Source organism: Roseibium sp. R5 (assembly GCF_055755305.1).
In genome coordinates this window covers 48,563-64,824 of the sequence record NZ_CM146910.1, presented here as the reverse complement: position 1 = coordinate 64,824, position 16,262 = coordinate 48,563, and the positions used below count along the sequence as shown (strand labels likewise).

The 16,262-nt window shown below is 58.3% G+C and carries 17 protein-coding genes; 11 read left to right on the top strand and 6 right to left on the bottom strand.

Going from position 1 to position 16,262, the window contains the following annotated elements:
• The first annotated feature begins 26 nt into the window (after window positions 1-26).
• The 3 genes from AC0J4F_RS00325 (at window position 27) to AC0J4F_RS00315 (ending at window position 1,369) form a co-directional block, all read left to right on the top strand.
• The gene (locus AC0J4F_RS00325; RefSeq protein ID WP_008191441.1) at window positions 27-254 is read left to right on the top strand and encodes a F0F1 ATP synthase subunit C; all 228 of its coding nucleotides are present in this window, start codon (window positions 27-29) and stop codon (window positions 252-254) included.
• A gap of 79 nt (window positions 255-333) precedes the next feature.
• On the top strand, window positions 334-879 hold the full coding sequence (locus AC0J4F_RS00320; RefSeq protein WP_133948272.1) for a F0F1 ATP synthase subunit B: 546 nt from the start codon (window positions 334-336) through the stop codon (window positions 877-879).
• A 10-nt stretch (window positions 880-889) separates the two neighbouring features.
• Window positions 890-1,369, top strand: a complete 480-nt coding sequence (locus AC0J4F_RS00315; protein WP_133948270.1) for a F0F1 ATP synthase subunit B — start codon at window positions 890-892, stop codon at window positions 1,367-1,369.
• Window positions 1,370-1,611: 242 nt separating this feature from the next.
• Here the strand turns inward: AC0J4F_RS00315 and AC0J4F_RS00310 are convergent, their stop codons facing one another.
• Window positions 1,612-2,073: a GNAT family N-acetyltransferase gene (locus tag AC0J4F_RS00310; RefSeq protein WP_473025083.1), complete on the bottom strand. Its 462-nt coding sequence runs from the start codon at window positions 2,071-2,073 to the stop codon at window positions 1,612-1,614.
• A 197-nt stretch (window positions 2,074-2,270) separates the two neighbouring features.
• On the opposite strand from AC0J4F_RS00310, the gene AC0J4F_RS00305 reads away from it, so the two are divergent.
• Window positions 2,271-3,656 (top strand): DUF3179 domain-containing (seleno)protein, encoded by a 1,386-nt coding sequence (locus AC0J4F_RS00305; protein WP_473025082.1) that lies wholly within the window; start codon window positions 2,271-2,273, stop codon window positions 3,654-3,656.
• A gap of 6 nt (window positions 3,657-3,662) precedes the next feature.
• On the opposite strand, the gene AC0J4F_RS00300 is transcribed toward AC0J4F_RS00305, so the two are convergent.
• Together AC0J4F_RS00300 and AC0J4F_RS00295 are read right to left on the bottom strand one after the other, a co-directional pair.
• Window positions 3,663-4,340 carry a ribonuclease HII gene (locus AC0J4F_RS00300; RefSeq protein ID WP_473026469.1) on the bottom strand — a complete coding sequence of 226 codons (678 nt, stop codon included), beginning with the start codon at window positions 4,338-4,340 and terminating at the stop codon, window positions 3,663-3,665.
• A gap of 249 nt (window positions 4,341-4,589) precedes the next feature.
• A complete protein-coding gene (locus AC0J4F_RS00295) occupies window positions 4,590-5,654 on the bottom strand; it encodes a PA0069 family radical SAM protein (RefSeq protein WP_473026468.1) in 1,065 nt (354 codons plus the stop codon).
• Window positions 5,655-5,830: 176 nt separating this feature from the next.
• Here AC0J4F_RS00295 and AC0J4F_RS00290 point away from each other — a divergent pair, with 176 nt between their 5' ends.
• Window positions 5,831-6,523 (top strand): glycosyltransferase, encoded by a 693-nt coding sequence (locus AC0J4F_RS00290; protein WP_133948262.1) that lies wholly within the window; start codon window positions 5,831-5,833, stop codon window positions 6,521-6,523.
• 325 nt (window positions 6,524-6,848) lie between these two features.
• On the opposite strand, the gene AC0J4F_RS00285 is transcribed toward AC0J4F_RS00290, so the two are convergent.
• Window positions 6,849-7,907, bottom strand: a complete 1,059-nt coding sequence (locus tag AC0J4F_RS00285) for a saccharopine dehydrogenase family protein (protein ID WP_473025081.1) — start codon at window positions 7,905-7,907, stop codon at window positions 6,849-6,851.
• Window positions 7,908-8,220: 313 nt separating this feature from the next.
• Here AC0J4F_RS00285 and AC0J4F_RS00280 point away from each other — a divergent pair, with 313 nt between their 5' ends.
• Window positions 8,221-8,646, top strand: a complete 426-nt coding sequence (locus AC0J4F_RS00280; protein ID WP_133948258.1) for an Lrp/AsnC family transcriptional regulator — start codon at window positions 8,221-8,223, stop codon at window positions 8,644-8,646.
• Window positions 8,647-8,843: 197 nt separating this feature from the next.
• Here AC0J4F_RS00280 and moaB read toward each other — a convergent pair whose 3' ends face one another.
• A complete protein-coding gene (gene moaB / locus AC0J4F_RS00275; protein ID WP_209176799.1) occupies window positions 8,844-9,401 on the bottom strand; it encodes a molybdenum cofactor biosynthesis protein B in 558 nt (185 codons plus the stop codon).
• A 155-nt stretch (window positions 9,402-9,556) separates the two neighbouring features.
• A complete protein-coding gene (locus tag AC0J4F_RS00270; protein WP_473025080.1) occupies window positions 9,557-9,805 on the bottom strand; it encodes a GIY-YIG nuclease family protein in 249 nt (82 codons plus the stop codon).
• Between the two features lie 311 nt (window positions 9,806-10,116).
• Between AC0J4F_RS00270 and AC0J4F_RS00265 the strand changes: the two genes are divergently transcribed.
• The 5 genes from AC0J4F_RS00265 to AC0J4F_RS00245 all read left to right on the top strand — a co-directional run bounded on the left by AC0J4F_RS00265 (window position 10,117) and on the right by AC0J4F_RS00245 (window position 16,177).
• Entirely contained in the window at window positions 10,117-11,343 is a 1,227-nt protein-coding gene (locus tag AC0J4F_RS00265) for an aminotransferase-like domain-containing protein (protein ID WP_473025079.1), read from the top strand.
• A 38-nt stretch (window positions 11,344-11,381) separates the two neighbouring features.
• Complete coding sequence (locus AC0J4F_RS00260; protein ID WP_133948251.1) at window positions 11,382-12,026, top strand: ceramidase domain-containing protein; 645 nt, start codon at window positions 11,382-11,384, stop codon at window positions 12,024-12,026.
• Window positions 12,027-12,133: 107 nt separating this feature from the next.
• The gene (locus tag AC0J4F_RS00255; RefSeq protein ID WP_473025078.1) at window positions 12,134-14,437 is read left to right on the top strand and encodes an NADP-dependent malic enzyme; all 2,304 of its coding nucleotides are present in this window, start codon (window positions 12,134-12,136) and stop codon (window positions 14,435-14,437) included.
• Between the two features lie 87 nt (window positions 14,438-14,524).
• Entirely contained in the window at window positions 14,525-14,839 is a 315-nt protein-coding gene (locus AC0J4F_RS00250; protein ID WP_133948247.1) for a chorismate mutase, read from the top strand.
• 174 nt (window positions 14,840-15,013) lie between these two features.
• Window positions 15,014-16,177 carry a PQQ-dependent sugar dehydrogenase gene (locus tag AC0J4F_RS00245; protein WP_473025077.1) on the top strand — a complete coding sequence of 388 codons (1,164 nt, stop codon included), beginning with the start codon at window positions 15,014-15,016 and terminating at the stop codon, window positions 16,175-16,177.
• The last annotated feature ends 85 nt before the right edge of the window (window positions 16,178-16,262 follow it).

Below are 16,262 nucleotides of genomic sequence, written 5' to 3'. Positions count from 1 at the left end.
CAAAACACTACTTAGGAGCACGTGTCATGGAAGCAGAAGCAGCAAAATACATCGGCGCTGGTATCGCATGCCTCGGCATGGGTGGTGCAGCGATCGCACTCGGCACCATCTTCGGTAACTACCTGAATGGCGCTCTGCGCAACCCGACTGCAGCTGATGGCCAGTTCGGCCGTCTGGTTTTCGGCTTCGCCGTTACCGAAGCTCTGGGCATCTTCTCCCTGCTCATCGCTCTTCTCCTCCTCTTCGCTGTCTAATTCTCTTTCGTTTCAGAGAGTTTTGACGCGACTCCGGGGGCGGCGTCTGCGCCGCCCAACCGGATTTTGGAGATAGGATATGGCAGGCAACGCCGAACATAATACGGAACTCGGAATTCCGGCTGAAGAGCACGGTGCCGGCTTCCCGCCGTTCGACGCAACGACCTATTCTTCGCAGCTCCTGTGGCTGGCCATCACTTTTGGCTTTTTCTACTGGATCATGAAGAACGTCGCTGTGCCTCGGATTGCAGGCATCCTGGAAGACCGCAAGGACCGCATTGCCGGTGATCTCGGCGAGGCCAACCGCCTCAAAGACGAGACCGACGCGGCGATCGCGGCCTACGAACAGGCACTTGCTGAAGCGCGCAACAAGGCACACGGGATCGCAAGCGATACCCGCGCCAAGTTGAAGGCGGATCAGGAAGCCCGCCGGGAAAAAGCCGAAGCGGATATTGCCGAGAAGCTGAAAGCAGCTGAAGCTCATATCGCCGGTATCAAGACCGAAGCGCTGTCCCAGATTGGTGACATTGCCGGAGACACGACCTCGGCGCTCGTTGAGCAGCTGATGGGCAAGGCTCCGACAAAAACCGATCTGACCAAAGCGCTCAAGTCGGCGATGAACTGAGGAGACCGTCATGGACGCATCATTTTGGGCCCTGGTCGGTCTCGTTCTCTTCTTCGTCCTGATTGCCTACCTCAAGGTACCGGGCATGATCGGCGGAGCGCTGGACAAGCGCGCTGACGACATCAAGAAGGAACTGGAAGAAGCACGCAAGATGCGTGAAGAAGCCCAGGAACTTCTGTCTGAGTATCAGCGCAAGCGTCACGAAGCTGAAAGCGAAGCCGAAGCAATCGTTGCGGAAGCCAACGCTGAAGCCGAGCGCCTGACCGTTGAGACGAACCAGGCACTGGAAGAGATGATCGCTCGCCGTTCCAAGGCTGCGGAAGAAAAAATCGCTCAGGCCGAGACCCAGGCAATTGCCGAAGTCCGCGCCAAGGCTGCCGACATCGCTGTCGCAGCTGCTGAGGAAATTCTCTCCGCCAAGGTCAAGGACAAGGTGGCAGACGACATTCTCGCCAAGAGCATCACTCAGGTGAAGGAACAGCTGAACTAATCTTCAGCACATCCGGAAACAGTTCTGAAAAGCGGCCTTAGCGGGCCGCTTTTTTTTGTCTGCGTCAGCCGAATGAAACTCTATCCGCGTTTTTGTCCGCCATCCCTGCGAAGGCAGGGATCCAGTAATCCGAGCCGGTACGCTTAGTTTCACTTGTGTGCAGATGTGGCTTCTGAGCCCCTGCCTTCGCAGAGCCGGCAGGGGTGTTTGAGCTTGCTGGCTGACCTATCTCAAGGAGACCCCTAAGCCCGTTCCTTCTCCATGACCACCAACGGTGTCCGGCCGTTCTCCATCATCTCGCCGGTCACCTGATAGCCAAGGCTTTCATAAAGCCGGATGTTGCCGGAGCTCAACTTGCCGGTAATCAGCCGGTAGGAACCGGCGGAGGGAAACTTCTGTTCCGCTGCGATGAAGAGCTGCCGGCCAATACCCCGTCCCTGATGTTCGGGAGCCACAAACAGCCGGCCGATATGACATGTGTCGGCCTCAGCGCGGACCCGGACCGACCCGATGATGTCGGATCCCTTCCGGGCGATCAGAAAAACATGCGTGGTAAAAGCAGACTCTGTATCGGCGAGGGCCTCAACCATCGGGGCGATCTGCATGTCGCCGTTTAGCGCTGCTTCTTTGTGAAAGGCTATTTTCTGAAGTTCGAGGATTTGTTGCGCATCGCTTTTGTCTGCGACTGTGATTTCGACGTCCATTTCCCTCTCGCCGGATTGTGATCTCAAAATCTTCTGATGCGTCGTGATTCGATAGGATTGGCCACTCAAGCCATCCTCATCGGGTTACGTCGCCTAAGGCAATTCACTTGAGGTGATACCAAGCAAGGCGCCGGTCATGCAATGCCACCGCGGTCCAGTCGGCGGGGTTGATTGGGGTTTTCAGGAAAGGCGCCGCCATGAAATCGTCTCATCGAGCTTTTGCACATATCCTTATTGCAGCGCTCATACCGCTGTTGTCACTTGTCGGCGGCGGACTTGCCCAAGCTCAGGAGCGCGCGCCCCTTCCAGACTACGTGATTGAAAAATTCGGCACCCCTCCCGCGATACCGGATGGCCCGCTGTCCGAAGATCTGAAACGGGCCGTGAAAATGGCGCTTGTAGACCCGGTGACCCATGCGGGTTGGGGACGGGACCAAAGCCTGGCGCTCGCCGAGGTCGCTGCATCCAAAGATCCGCGCCTGGTCTGGATCATCAGTGATTTGATGCGGTTTGCAACCGGCCCGCAGCTGAACCAGGCCTTGAGCGAAGCCGCGTCCGAACTGCTGGGCAAACAGATCCCGCTGCGCAACAGTTGGGGCGTGGTGACCGATCATCTCATGGCCTGGGATATTCCCGCACCGCCCGATTATCTTGCCTCCAAGCGTGAGATCTTCACAACGATCGTACCCGGCTGGGACCGGATCTTTGTCGAGGGCGATATTGATTGGCGGCTGGTGTCCTGGGGCGGGGTCCTGATTGATGACCGCCCGTATGACCAGACCGACAATCAGTGCAACTGCATTCCGGCCGTGGACAATCCGGAAGTCAGCAGCGCTGAAGACGCAACCTGGCTCAAGGACAGCGATATCGTTTTTGGGATCGGTGTGAACGGTGACTACCGCGCCTATCCAAGACGGATCATGGAAGTGCGCGAGATGGTGAATGACACCCTCGGCGGCCGGACACTGGGTATTCCATACTGCACCTTATGTGGCGCTGCGCAGGCCTATCTGACGGATGAGCTGCCGGAGGGAATTGAGCGGCCGGTCCTGAGAACCTCCGGGCTGCTCATTCGGTCCAACAAGGTGATGTATGACGTCAACACCTACTCGGTCTTCGATACGTTCCTCGGCACCGCGGTGACTGGCCCGCTTGCGGAGAAGAACCTGAAGCTAAAACAGGTCAGCGTCGTGACGACTGATTGGGGTACGTGGAAGAAGGCGCACCCGGAAACAACCGTATTGGTGGAAGCGCTAGCGCTTGGCCGGGACTTCGATTTCCGCAATGGCCGGGACGCCAATGGACCAATCTTCCCGATCGGTGATGTCGATCCCCGGCTGCCCGTGCATGAGGACATCATCGGCATAGTCACGGCGTCCGGACAGCCGGTTGCTTTTCAGCGCAGCAAGGCTTTCGCCGCTCTCAAACAAGGGACCGAGATCCGCGTTGAGAATGTACGTCTGGAACTGGATGCCGGTGGTATCCGGGCTGTTGGTGAGGATGGCGCGGACCTTGGCAGCCATGAGGCGTTCTGGTTCGCGTGGTCTCAGTTCTACCCCGGTACAGATCTTTGGGACGGCTGATTAACCCTATCCGGGAACTCCGGCGGCCAGCCGGACGGGCTTGAAGCTCATCCGGTGGTGCGCCGTTGGCCCCAGGGTATCCAAGGCTGCTTGGTGTGCTGGAACGCCGTATCCCTTGTGCTGAGCAAAGCCATAGCCGGGGAACTCGGGTTCCAAGGCGACCATCATGCGGTCTCGCAGCACCTTGGCGACGATTGAGGCCGCGGCGACACACAGGCAGCGGCCATCGCCCTTGATCAGTGCCTGCCCAGGCTGCGTGAGGCCAGGTGGCACATCGCGGCCATCGATGAGTACATATTGCGGCACTTTCGGCAGCCCGTTCACCGCCCTCACCATGGCGCTCAGTGTCGCCGCCCGGATGTTCAATCGGTCAATGGTGGCAGGGGAGGCACTCGCCGCGCACACCCAGCTTGTTTTGAGGATTTCACCGAACAGGGTTTCCCGTTTGGCCTCAGTCAGCTTTTTGGAATCGTTCAGTCCGGCCGGCACATTTGCATAGTTCAGGATAACCGCCGCCGTCACCACAGGACCCGCCCATGGTCCGCGACCAGCCTCATCGACCCCGCACAGCATGCCGTCAAAGGACTTGGCGTGTTTTTTCTCGATTTTAAGGTCGGGACTGTCTGGGAATGCGAGGTCGAAGAGGGAGGGTGTCTTGGTCATGGGCGCAGAATGTGGGGCCAAATCCAACAAATCAAGCAAGCTTTGCCCGGCCTATCTATTTGGCGGCAACAGATGGCGGGTAAATCCAGCTTCTGGGTTCCTTGCCTGCTTTACTGCTGTCATCCCCGACGCAGCAATGCGGAGATCGGGGATCCAATCGTTTCTAGAGCATCTGAAAGAGTCTAACGAAGCAGCGGCGCGTGGAGCGGCGAGTAGATCCCGGCTCGGAGGCCGGGATGACAGCGGAGAGCTGGGCCTCCTTTTATCCGCTCAGAACAAGTCCAGCTGCACGCCGCCTTTTTGCGGCTGGATAAAATGCTCGGTGGACAGCTTTTTCCTGCGCAAATTCAGGCCGAGCCGTTTGGCGGTGAGCGAGAAGCGTTTGGCAATCTGGTCGGCATAGGGGCCGCGCCCGCGCATGCGCTCGCCCCATTTGGCGTCATAGTCCTTGCCGCCGCGCATGGAGCGGATCAGGTTCATCACGTGGCGGTAGCGGTCCGGGCGTTCCCGCAAAAGCCAGTCGCGAAAGAGTTCCGACACTTCCAGAGGCAGGCGCAGCAGAATAAAGGCCGCTTCGCTGGCCCCGTGCTCAGCAGCTGCCTCCAAAAGGGTCTCAATTTCACTGTCCGTCAGCGCAGGTATGATGGGGGCCATCATGACGGAGGTCGGAATGCCAGCCTCGCTCAAGGCTTTGACCGCTGCGAGACGCTTGTGCGGCGCGGATGCGCGGGGTTCCATGGCGCGGCACAGCTTTTTGTCGAGCGTCGTGATCGACAAGGCCACCTTGACCAGATTGCGCTCGGCCATCCGCGACAGAATGTCGATGTCCCGTGTCACGAGCGCTGATTTGGTGACGATGGCGACCGGGTGGCCGCAGGCCTCCAGCACTTCCAGGATCTCCGGCATCAGCTTGTAGCTGCGTTCCATCGGCTGGTAGGGATCGGTGTTGGTGCCGATGGCAATGACCTTGGGCTGATACCCCGGCTTGGAGAGCTCCCGCTCAAGAAGCGCTGCAGCGTTGGGTTTGGCAAAGAGCCGGGTTTCAAAGTCCAGCCCGGGTGAGAGGCCCATAAACGCGTGGCTGGGCCTTGCAAAACAATAGATGCAGCCATGCTCGCAGCCACGATAAGGATTGATCGAGCGATCGAAGGAAATGTCCGGTGACTCGTTGCGGGTGATGATCGTCCGCGCGCGTTCTTCCTGTACCTCTGTCTTGAGAGGTGGCAATTGATCGAGGCTGTCCCAACCGTCGTCAAAGGCTTCTTTCGATAAGGGTTCGAACCGCCCCGAGCGGTTCGTTGCGGCCGCACGCCCCCGGCGCCGGTCGGCCGCCATATGGCTCAGATCCGCCGTATCGGGCGCCAATTGAGCAGAAGCAGAAGAAATAGGGGGTGCAAGTGTCATAGACTGCCGACTCTTTATGAGAACAATACAAGAACATTATCTAGAATCCGGCGCCGAACAAGCCCCTTCTCTCGCACTTTCGAAAATTTCATGTCATAGAAAGGGTCATGATTAGTGTCATAATTCCGACTGAAAACGCAGAACTCGACCTTGTTCACGCACTGGCTGCCTTGGTGCCGGCTGCCGCCGAGGGTGTTGTTCGGGAAGTTGTCGTTGTGGACGGCGGATCGACCGATAACACGGCGATGGTCGCCGACGCGGCAGGCTGCACGTTTGTGACGCGCAAAGGGCCGCGCAGCGAGCGCCTCGCACATGGCGCAAGTGTTGCCAAACGCGGCGACTGGCTGTTGTTCCTGCAGCCTGAAACTCTTTTGGAAAGCGGTTGGCATCACGAAGCGCAGGCGTTCATCGAGCGGGCGGGGCGCACCCCGAAAGGGCCAAAGACGGCTGCAGCCTTCCGCTTGCGCTACGAGGCCTTCGGGCTTGGTCCCAGGTTGTCGGAAAAGGCAGCTTCAGTGCGCAGCCAGCTGCTTGGCATGCCCTACGGCAATCAGGGCCTTCTGATCTCCCGCCAGTTCTACGAAAAGCTTGGTGGCCACCGGCCGTTGCCCGAAATGGAAGATCTGGACCTTGCAAAACGCATCGGCCGCAGCCGCATGGTGTTTTTGCGCGCGGCAGCCGTATCCGCGGGTGAGCCGGGCGCAGCTGGCCATGCCAGCGGCCTGCGCCAGGCTCTGGCGCGCTTTGCCGTCGGCGCCCTTCGTGTTCCAACAAGCCTTGCGGTCAAGCTACACGGGTAATCGGCAGCCAGTACAGATCGCTTCAGACTTGCGAGTCCCACCGTAATATCGGTGCCGAGCCGGGACCGAAGATGCTTCGTGTCTGATCCCGGATCTCCGCGTTGCTTCGTCCGAGAAGGCACCTCGATCGCGTTGCGGTGCTGACTACAGTGAAGCAAGGCTTCCTTAGACAGTAGAAAGCAGACAAATGGTGCCATCCGTGCCAAAGCAGGGATCCAGTATTCTGAGGCCTTAAGGTTTTTTCGTCCCTGGCGGTGGTGATTACTGGGCCCCTGCCTACGCAGGGGCTCATGTTGAAGAAGGGCTTTGGTCTGGGGAAAGGGACTTACGCTGCGTAGAGCGAACCGGTGCGGGTTTTCAAAAACGCATCCAGCGGAATGTCTTCCTGCTTCAGGAAACCGGTTGCCGGCAAGGCGCCGTCCCGGACCATCTCGATGACTGCAACGACAGAGGCTGATGTGGTCCAGGCAATCGCCGTGCGCATCTGGCCGCCGATCTCTATCGGTTTGTAAGCCCGCACGAATTCCTCCCGGCGCGGGCGGCCGTCGATGGTGCCTTCGGACGCCACATGCACATAGACGACATCATTGTCGGTTGGTGGTTTGGCGTGCACCAGAATTTCCCCGGCTTCCTGACGGCGCTCACGCATGAGGAGCTCGTGGAAGAAGAAGTTCATCAATTCGGCATGGCCGGGATAGCGCATGGTCTTGTAGTCGATGTTGGCGACCTTGCCCAAATAGGTCTCGCACATGGTGCCAAGTCCGCCGGAGGTGGTGAACGCCTCCAGCTTCATGCCGTCGATGTAGATCGTTTCCAGCCACTCCATCGGCGAGACCCACTTGCGTACGCCATCCTCGATCACTTCACAGTCGTTGAGGTACTCGTTAACGACCCCGTCCGGGGACCAGTTGAAGGCATAGCCCATTAGCCCGGTCGGGTTTTGCGGCAGCGCGCCGACACGCATCCGGCAGGACCGGCAGTCGTCGAAGTCGCCGATTTGTTTGGCGCCAACGATGCCAACAAACCCGGGCGCCAGACCGCATTGCGGGGCCATGAGACCCTTGGCGGTTTCGCTCATCTCGATGATCGCCTTGGTGGTCGGCACATCCTCAGTCAGATCAAAATAATGGATCCCGGTCGCATGGGCGGCCGTCGCAACACCGACATTGAGCTGATAGGGCAGGCAGGAGAGGACGGCATCGACGCCCTTGAACATTTGCAGCAGGCCATCATAGGCCTTCAAGTCTGCAGACTGTACAGAAAACGGCAGGTCTTCGCGGGGCGCATGCTGGTCATAGGCATGAACCTCGAAGCCGGAGTCGTGCAACAGCCGAGCCGCCAAAGCGCCGACCTTACCCAATCCGAGCACTGCTATTTTCTTCATAAATTTCCCCCTTGGCTTATGACTGGCCCCAAGGCTGGGCCGGCTCAGTCACCACAGCAATCAACTATCCGCTTCCCGCCAGGAAGCTGTTGGACCGCATTAAGCCGTGTGTCCGTGTCAATCAAAATGTCAAAAATTCTTACAAAACGAGAGTATAATGACAGAATGGCTACTGGAGACAAGGCGCCGCCCCGGCCACGAGCCGGGGCCGGTTTCGTTTCGACCCTGGTCCCGGATCTCCGTTGCACTGTGTCCGGCACAGCACATGGACGGGCCATTGATGCTGGCCGAAGACAATAAATGAGAAGTAATCATGGATGACTTGGATCACCGCCTGCTTCATCTCTTGACGCGCGATGCCCGTGCTTCTGTCACGGATTTGGCGGCAGCACTTCAAGTGTCGCGGGGCACAGTGCAGAACCGGATCGACCGTCTCTTGCACCAGAAGGTCATACACCGGTTCACCGTTGAGCTCGGACAGTCGGAAGAAGACCACCAGATCAGCGCCTTCACATTGATCCGGCTGAAGGCGGACGATGGCCGGGCAACGCAAGCCGCGCTCCGGCGGATCGATGCGATCACCGACATTCACACGCTCAGCGGTGCGTTTGATTTGGTCGCCGAGCTGCGTGTCCGCTCACTGAAGATCCTCGATCAGACTCTCGACCAAATCCGCGCCTTGCCGGAGGTGGCGGAAACCCAAAGCCATATACGTTTGGCCTCCGCTGGAAAGCGCTAAGCGTTACAGCCCAAAGGTAACTAGCTTGGCCATCCCGGCCTGCACATGGGCGGTCGGTGGACGAAGGGCGAATTCTTGTTTCTTGAGACTTGCTGCCGTCCCGGCCTTGAGCCGGGACCTCCGGACGATCACGCCCCCAGATCGGGGATCTTCGCCGAATTGTCTTGAGAATGGCACTTCAGTCGCAGTCGGTGGCCTCAGGCTTCTTGCAGTTTGCCGCGCTTCAGATGCTCGTCCAGCCGCGGCATGATTTCCACGAAATTGCAGGGCATGTGGCGGTAATCGAGTTGCCACTTCAAGATGCCATCCCAAGCGTCCTTGCAGGCGCCGGGCGAGCCGGGAAGCACAAAAATGTAGGTAGCGCCTGCAACGCCGCCGGTTGCCCGGGACTGGATGGTGGACGTGCCGATCTTGTCATAGGAAATCCGGTGAAAGACTTCAGAAAACCCATCCATCTTCTTTTCAAACAGCGGTTCCATCGCTTCCGGCGTGACGTCCCGGCCGGTAAAGCCCGTGCCGCCGGTGGAGATGATCACGTCGACGCCGTCCCTTGAAATCCAGTCCTTGGCAATCGCCTGGATCGCAGGCACGTCGTCTTGAACGATCTTGCGGTCTGCCAGTGTGTGCCCTGCCTTTTCCAACCGATCCACCAGAGTGTTGCCGGACCTGTCGTCCTCCGGCTTCCGCGTGTCGGACACGGTCAGCACGGCAATATTCAGCGGAATGAATGGACGGCTTTCATCAAGACGGGACATTTTTGGCTCCTGTTTGACTAGAGACATAGGTGATTGCCGAAGCCTGTGCCAGAGGAACGGACCGGCTGCGTCCCGCCTCCACGGATTTTACATCGGCTGGAATAGGATGATCTGCGAGTAGGCCCCGGGTCTCACGATGTTCGTCCGGGGTGACATTATTGGCTATTCAAGAGGTCTTTCCATCCGGGGTTTTCTGTTTCAATCAGCTGAATTTTCCAAGCCCGTCGCCATTTCTTTAGGCGCTTTTCCTGTGCGATTGCCTCGTCGATGCTTTCGAACTGCGCAGCATAAACGAGCCTCGTCACGGCGTGTTTAGTGCTGAAGCCGGAGCCAATTCCCTGTTTGTGTTCAAAAACACGCCGGGCGAGATCGTTGTTAGCGCCGACATAAAGCGTTCCGTTCAATCGACTTGCAAGGATGTAAACGTAATACAACCTCGATCTTTGGTAGAAAATAGGCGACTCAGCAACCCCGACGTCACCCCGGGCGAACTTGTGAGACCCGGGGCCTACTCGCTTTTCGGTCTGGCATAGGGATCGGAAAGGGCACGGGGTTCGGGGGCGGAGCTTATGCCAGATCTACAAGAACCTGTACTTGCTGATTAATGAGGGAAATAAAATTACAAAAAATAACAAGAATAAGACACTTGCATTCAAAATAGGTCAGTATTATTGACTTAATTAATCAACGTCACAAAAAATCGAATGAGCCAAGCATGATGACCTGGGACGCCGTATTGGCGACGCGCGCAAAGCGCATGAGTGCATCTGAAATCCGCGAGCTTCTGAAACTCCTGGACCAGCCGGATATCATCTCCTTTGCCGGCGGCATTCCCGACCCGGCGCTGTTTCCGGCGGACGCGTTCCGGACGGCCTATGCGGATGCTCTGAGCGGTGATGGTGCCGCTGCCGGTCTGCAATATTCGGTCAGCGAGGGCAGTTTGCGTCTGCGCCGGTGGCTTGTTGGAGAAATGGCAAAGCTTGGCGTTTCATGCGGCCCGGAAAACATCCTGATCACCTCAGGCTCGCAGCAGGCGCTCGATTTCCTCGGAAAACTGTTCTTGTCTGCAAATGACACTGCCCTGGTTGGCTGGCCGACCTATTTGGGGGCCTTGCAGGCCTTCAATGCCTACGAGCCGAATTACGACCGGCTGGACCCGATGACCAACCGGTCCGCAGAAGATTACCGGGCATCAGCTGAGGAGCGGAGTGGCAAGATCAAGTTTGCGTATCTGTCGCCGGACTTTGCCAACCCGACGGGCGAAACACTCGATGAAGCAGGCCGCCAGCGGTTGCTTGGACTTGCCGACGAATTGGATTGCGCGGTCATCGAGGATGGCGCGTATCAGAGCCTGCGGTATGACGGGACACCCGTTCCTCCCGTTCTCGCGCTCGACTGTGCCCGGTCTGGCGGTATTGAAAACACCCGGACGCTCTATTGTGGCAGCTTTTCAAAAACACTGTCTCCCGGCCTGCGGCTTGGCTGGGTCTGTGCTGCAAAAGATGTGATCTCCCGTCTAGTGCTCTTGAAGCAGGCAGGCGATCTGCACTCTTCAAGCCTTAATCAGGAAGCCATGGCGCGCGTTGCCGAAACCGTCTTTGACGCGCAAGTCGACAAGGTGCGCGCTGCCTACCGTGAGCGCCGGGATGCCATGCTGGCCGCACTTAAAACCCATATGCCGGAAGGGACCCGTTGGACCCGGCCTGAGGGCGGCATGTTCGTTTGGGTCGAGCTGCCGGAAGGCACGGACGCGGCGGATCTCCTTAAAGAAGCCGTCGAAACGGCCAAGATTGCCTTTGTTCCGGGCAAGGCGTTTTTCGCAGATGGAAGCGGTGGCAACACATTACGACTCAGCTTTTCAGCTACGACGCCAGAAAAGATCACAGAAGGCATTTCCCGTCTTGGTGCCTTGATTGCGAAGACTGTCACACCCGCGCTGTAATAAGGTTTAGAATCAAAACAGCAAAGGGACAGTGCAGGATGGCATTGACGGATCAGCTCAACAATTATTGTGAACGCCTCGGTCCGGAGTTCTGGTCAGAACCGGTCAACGCCATCACCAACGCCGCCTTTGTTGTGGCGGCTCTCGCCGCTTATCTCTTGTGGCGGCGCAAGACGCCGGATGATTGGGTCGCGCTGTTTCTGATTTGTGTCGGGCTTGCGACCGGGATCGGGTCGTTTCTGTTCCACACATTCGCGACACGGTGGGCGCTTCTGGCTGATGTCATTCCGATCGTTGTCTTCATCCACGGGTTCTTGCTGATCGCGCTCCGGCGCTTTCTCAACCTCCATTGGGTGATCAGCGTGTCGATCGTGATCGGCTTTTTCGTGCTCTCACCGATGGTGGGCGAGGTTTGGGCGCCGCTGATCGGGTCGTCTGCCGGATACCTGCCCGCACTTCTGGCAATTTTCGTTGTGGGCGGGTTCTTTTATCAGCACGACAAAGCGCTTGCCAAACAAGTGCTTCTCATCGGGATACTGTTTACCGTTTCGCTGACTTTCCGGACGCTGGACGGTCCGGTATGCAGTCAGCTGGCCCTCGGCACGCATTTCCTGTGGCATATTTTGAACGCTGCCGTGCTGTTTGGGCTGTTACGGGTTCTCATTTTGCATCGCGCCGGGTAAAGGTCGAAGACAATTCATAAAATTTCGAAGGTCAGGATCGGATCGCCGGCTTAAACAGACGCACCAGATCAATGACCTTAGGGAAGCGGTAGGGAGACAAGAACGTCATGAGCGATAATAACAAAACAGAAAGCGACCTGACCGAAGCTGCCCTGTTCTTTCACGAGCATCCAAAGCCCGGAAAACTGGAAATCCAGGCGACCAAACCGCTCGGCAACCAGCGCGACCTCGCGCTCGCCTATTCGCCGGGCGTCGCAGCACCCTGTCTTGAGATTGCCGAAGATCCGGCAAAGGCGGCCAACTATACCGCCCGCGGCAATCTGGTTGCCGTCATCTCCAACGGCACAGCAGTGCTCGGGCTTGGCAACATCGGACCGCTCGCCTCAAAACCGGTGATGGAAGGGAAGGCGGTCCTCTTCAAAAAATTTGCCGGGATTGACGTGTTCGACATCGAGGTCGATCAGCTGGATGTCGACAAATTCGTTGATGCCGTGGCCGCCCTTGAGCCGACCTTCGGTGGGATCAATCTGGAAGACATCAAGGCGCCGGAATGCTTCATGATCGAAGCCGCCTTGCGCGATCGCATGAACATCCCGGTCTTCCATGACGATCAACATGGCACCGCGATCATCGCTGGGGCGGCTGTACGCAACGGTCTGCAGCTCGCCGACAAGAAAATCGAAGACGCCAAGATTGTCGCATCTGGCGCGGGGGCAGCGTCCCTCGCATGCCTGAACATGCTGGTTTCGCTTGGAGCCAAGCGCGAAAACATCTGGGTCACCGATATCGAAGGCGTGGTCTACCAGGGGCGCCAAGCCTTGATGGACCAGTGGAAAGCGGTGTTTGCACAAGAGACGGACAAGCGGACACTTGGCGAAGTGATCGACGGTGCTGACGTTTTCCTGGGGTTGTCGGCTTCTGGTGTTCTGAAACCCGACATGGTCGAGCGGATGGGCAAGGGCCCGTTGATACTGGCGCTTGCCAATCCGAACCCGGAAATTATGCCGGAAGACGCCATGGCAGTGCGCGACGATGTCGTCATGTGCACCGGCCGCTCCGACTACCCAAATCAGGTCAACAACGTCCTGTGTTTCCCATATATCTTCCGCGGCGCGCTCGATGTGGGTGCAACCACCATCAACGAGGAAATGAAGCGCGCGGCCGTCGAGGCAATCGCGGGCCTCGCCCAGGAAGAACCATCGGATGTCGCCGCACGCGCCTATGGCGGCAAGACCGAGACCTTTGGCCCGAACTACCTGATACCGTCGCCGTTCGACCAGCGCTTGATCCTGCGGATCGCGCCCGCTGTTGCAAAAGCTGCGATGGATACCGGTGTTGCGACCCGGCCGATCGAGGATTTCGACGCATACCAGGACCGTCTGAACCGGTTCGTCTTCCGCTCCGGCCTGATCATGAAGCCGATCATCCAGAACGCGGCCAAGGATCCGAAAAAGATCATCTACGCGGAAGGCGAAGACGAACGGGTACTTCGCGCCGCGCAAGTGCTGATTGAAGATGGCATTGCCAAACCGGTCCTGGTCGGCCGCCCGGATGTTCTCACGGCACGCTGTGAACGGTTCGGTTTGAAGATCCGTCCGGATGTGGATTTTGAGTTTGTGAACCCGCAGGACGATCCACGCTACCGCGATTATGTCGATGAATATCTGGAGTGTGTCGGCCGCTTGGGCATGCCGCCAACGGCGGCAAGAACCGTGTTGCGGACAAACCAGACGGTCATCTCGGCTATTGCGGTGCGCCGCGGTGAAGTGGACGCCCTGATCTGCGGCCTGGAAGGCCGGTTCACCAAACACATGCGCGATATCCGCCAGGTGATCGGCGTTTGTGAAACGGCCCGCGATCTGTCGGCCATGTCGCTCTTGATCAACAGCCGGGGCGCGATGTTCCTGTCTGATACGTTCGTGACGGAAGATCCGACGGCAGAGGAAATCTCCGAGATGGCGATCCTTGCGGCGCAGGAAATCCGCCGGTTTGGCATTGAGCCGAAAGTCGCGCTGCTCTCCATGTCGAACTTCGGTTCGCGCGACACAGCTTCGTCCCGCAAGATGCGCGAAGCGCTGGAGCTGATCTGGGAGCGGCATCCCGAACTGGAGGCAGACGGTGAAATGCACGGGGACTCGGCCTTGAGCATCGCCTTGCGTGAACGTGTCATGCCGAACAGCAAGCTGAAAGGCGAGGCAAACCTTCTTCTGTTCCCGAACCTGGATTCCGCGAACATTGCGCACAACCTTTTGAAGGTCGCAACGGATGCACTGCATGTTGGCCCGATTCTGCTCGGGACGGCGAAGCCCGCTCACATCCTGACACCGTCGGTGACGTCCCGTGGCGTCGTCAACATGTCCGCGCTTGCGAGCGTTGAAGCGCAAACAAGGGCTCCAGAACAGTCCGCATAACGAAACTGTCCGGAACACCGCAGCATTTCCGGCCGGTGCGTCCTTGTGACCGCTGGCCGGTTTTCCGTGTTTGCGAAACAAGAGCGCATGACCGACCTAAAAGCCCCAGTCGACTGCCAGACCAAGGCAGACATCCGAACAGCCATCGATGCGCTGGATCAGGATCTCTTGAAGCTCTTTGCGCAGCGCCAGGGCTATGTCCGGCGCATGGCAGAGTTGAAGCAGCACCCTGACGAGGCCTTTGACCACGACCGGATTGAAACAATGGTTGCAGCGCTCAAACACCGTGCCGAAGAATTAGGCTTGGAAGCCGATCAGGCCGAGCAGGTCTGGCGGGTTCTGATCGACTGGAATGTCGCCTATGAGAAGCGGACGATCGCGGCTCGGTTGGCAAAAAAATGAGGGCTAAACAGGCCGCTGGTTTCATTAGCGGCCGCGTGAGGGAACAATCCGCACCAGCGCATTAATCGTCGCACCAGCTCTGTTCCTGCCAAAATCACTCCCTATCTGTAAATCTGGAAATCGCGCCGGCACCAAAGGCCGCGGGATCGGATGGATGGTTTTCGGGAGGGTGATGTGCAACACGCATATTGGCGTCAGGGCTCACGGCATGGATTGTTGAGATACGCGTGGACGGTGTTGGTCGCCGGCATCACCTTCCTTGGCCTTGCTGGCAGCCCCAACCAAAGTGCGCACGCGCAGTCTGCTGTCACTGCTGAAACAGTTGCCTCTGGTTTGTCCTATCCGTGGAGCGTCGCCTTTCTGCCGGACGGCGGATACCTGGTCACCGAGCGTGACGGTGTTCTGAAAGTCGTTCACGAAGATGGCCGCCAGGATGTTGTTGCCGGTACTCCGGAAGTGTTTGCGCAAGGGCAGGGCGGTCTTTTGGACGTTGTTCTGAGCCCCTCTTTTGATGCGGATCAGACGGTCTATCTCACCTTCTCTCAAGGATCGCCGGAAGGCGCTGGAACATCGCTCTTCAAGGCAACGCTCGATGGGTCGAATGGCTCTGGCTACACGCTGGTTGAAGGGGACACGATCTTCGCCGGCAACAACAAGGCCTTTGGCGGACGCCACTTTGGCTCACGTCTGGCGTTTGACGGCGATGGCAACATCTACATGACGCTTGGCGATCGCGGGGATGGGCCGCGGTCTCAGGACACATCCGATCACACGGGTTCGGTGTTGCGTTTGACCCCCGATGGCGATCCCGCACCGGGCAATCCGTTCCTCGACAATCCGGCCTACCAGCCGGAGATCTGGTCGATCGGTCACCGGAACCCGCAAAGTGCGGCCGTTCACCCGGAAACTGGGGCCTTGTGGACTGTGGAGCATGGCGCAAGGGGCGGGGATGAGATCAATATTCCGGAGGCTGGCAAGAACTATGGCTGGCCGGTTATCTCATATGGCCGACACTATTCCGGTGGCAAGATCGGTGAGGGAACCGAAAAGGCCGGTATGGAACAGCCGATCTTCTATTGGGATCCGTCGATCGCCCCCTCCGGAATGGCCTTTGTGACCAGCGACAAATACCCCGACTGGTCGGGGGATCTGCTGGTTGGCGCCCTTCGCGGACAGCATCTGGCCAAACTCACCCTGAACGGCGAAGATGTCGTGTCTCAAGAACAACTGCTGTCGGACTTGCGAGAGCGTATCCGGGACGTGCGCCAGGGGCCGGACGGGTTCATCTATGTGCTGACCGACAGCGATGACGGCAAATTGATCCGGCTGCGCCCGTAGCCGTGACCGCCGATGCATCGCTGTGATCGTTGATTGGAACAAGCAGAAGTTCTTGATTTTTCGTGGGATGCAAGAGCCTCTGCTT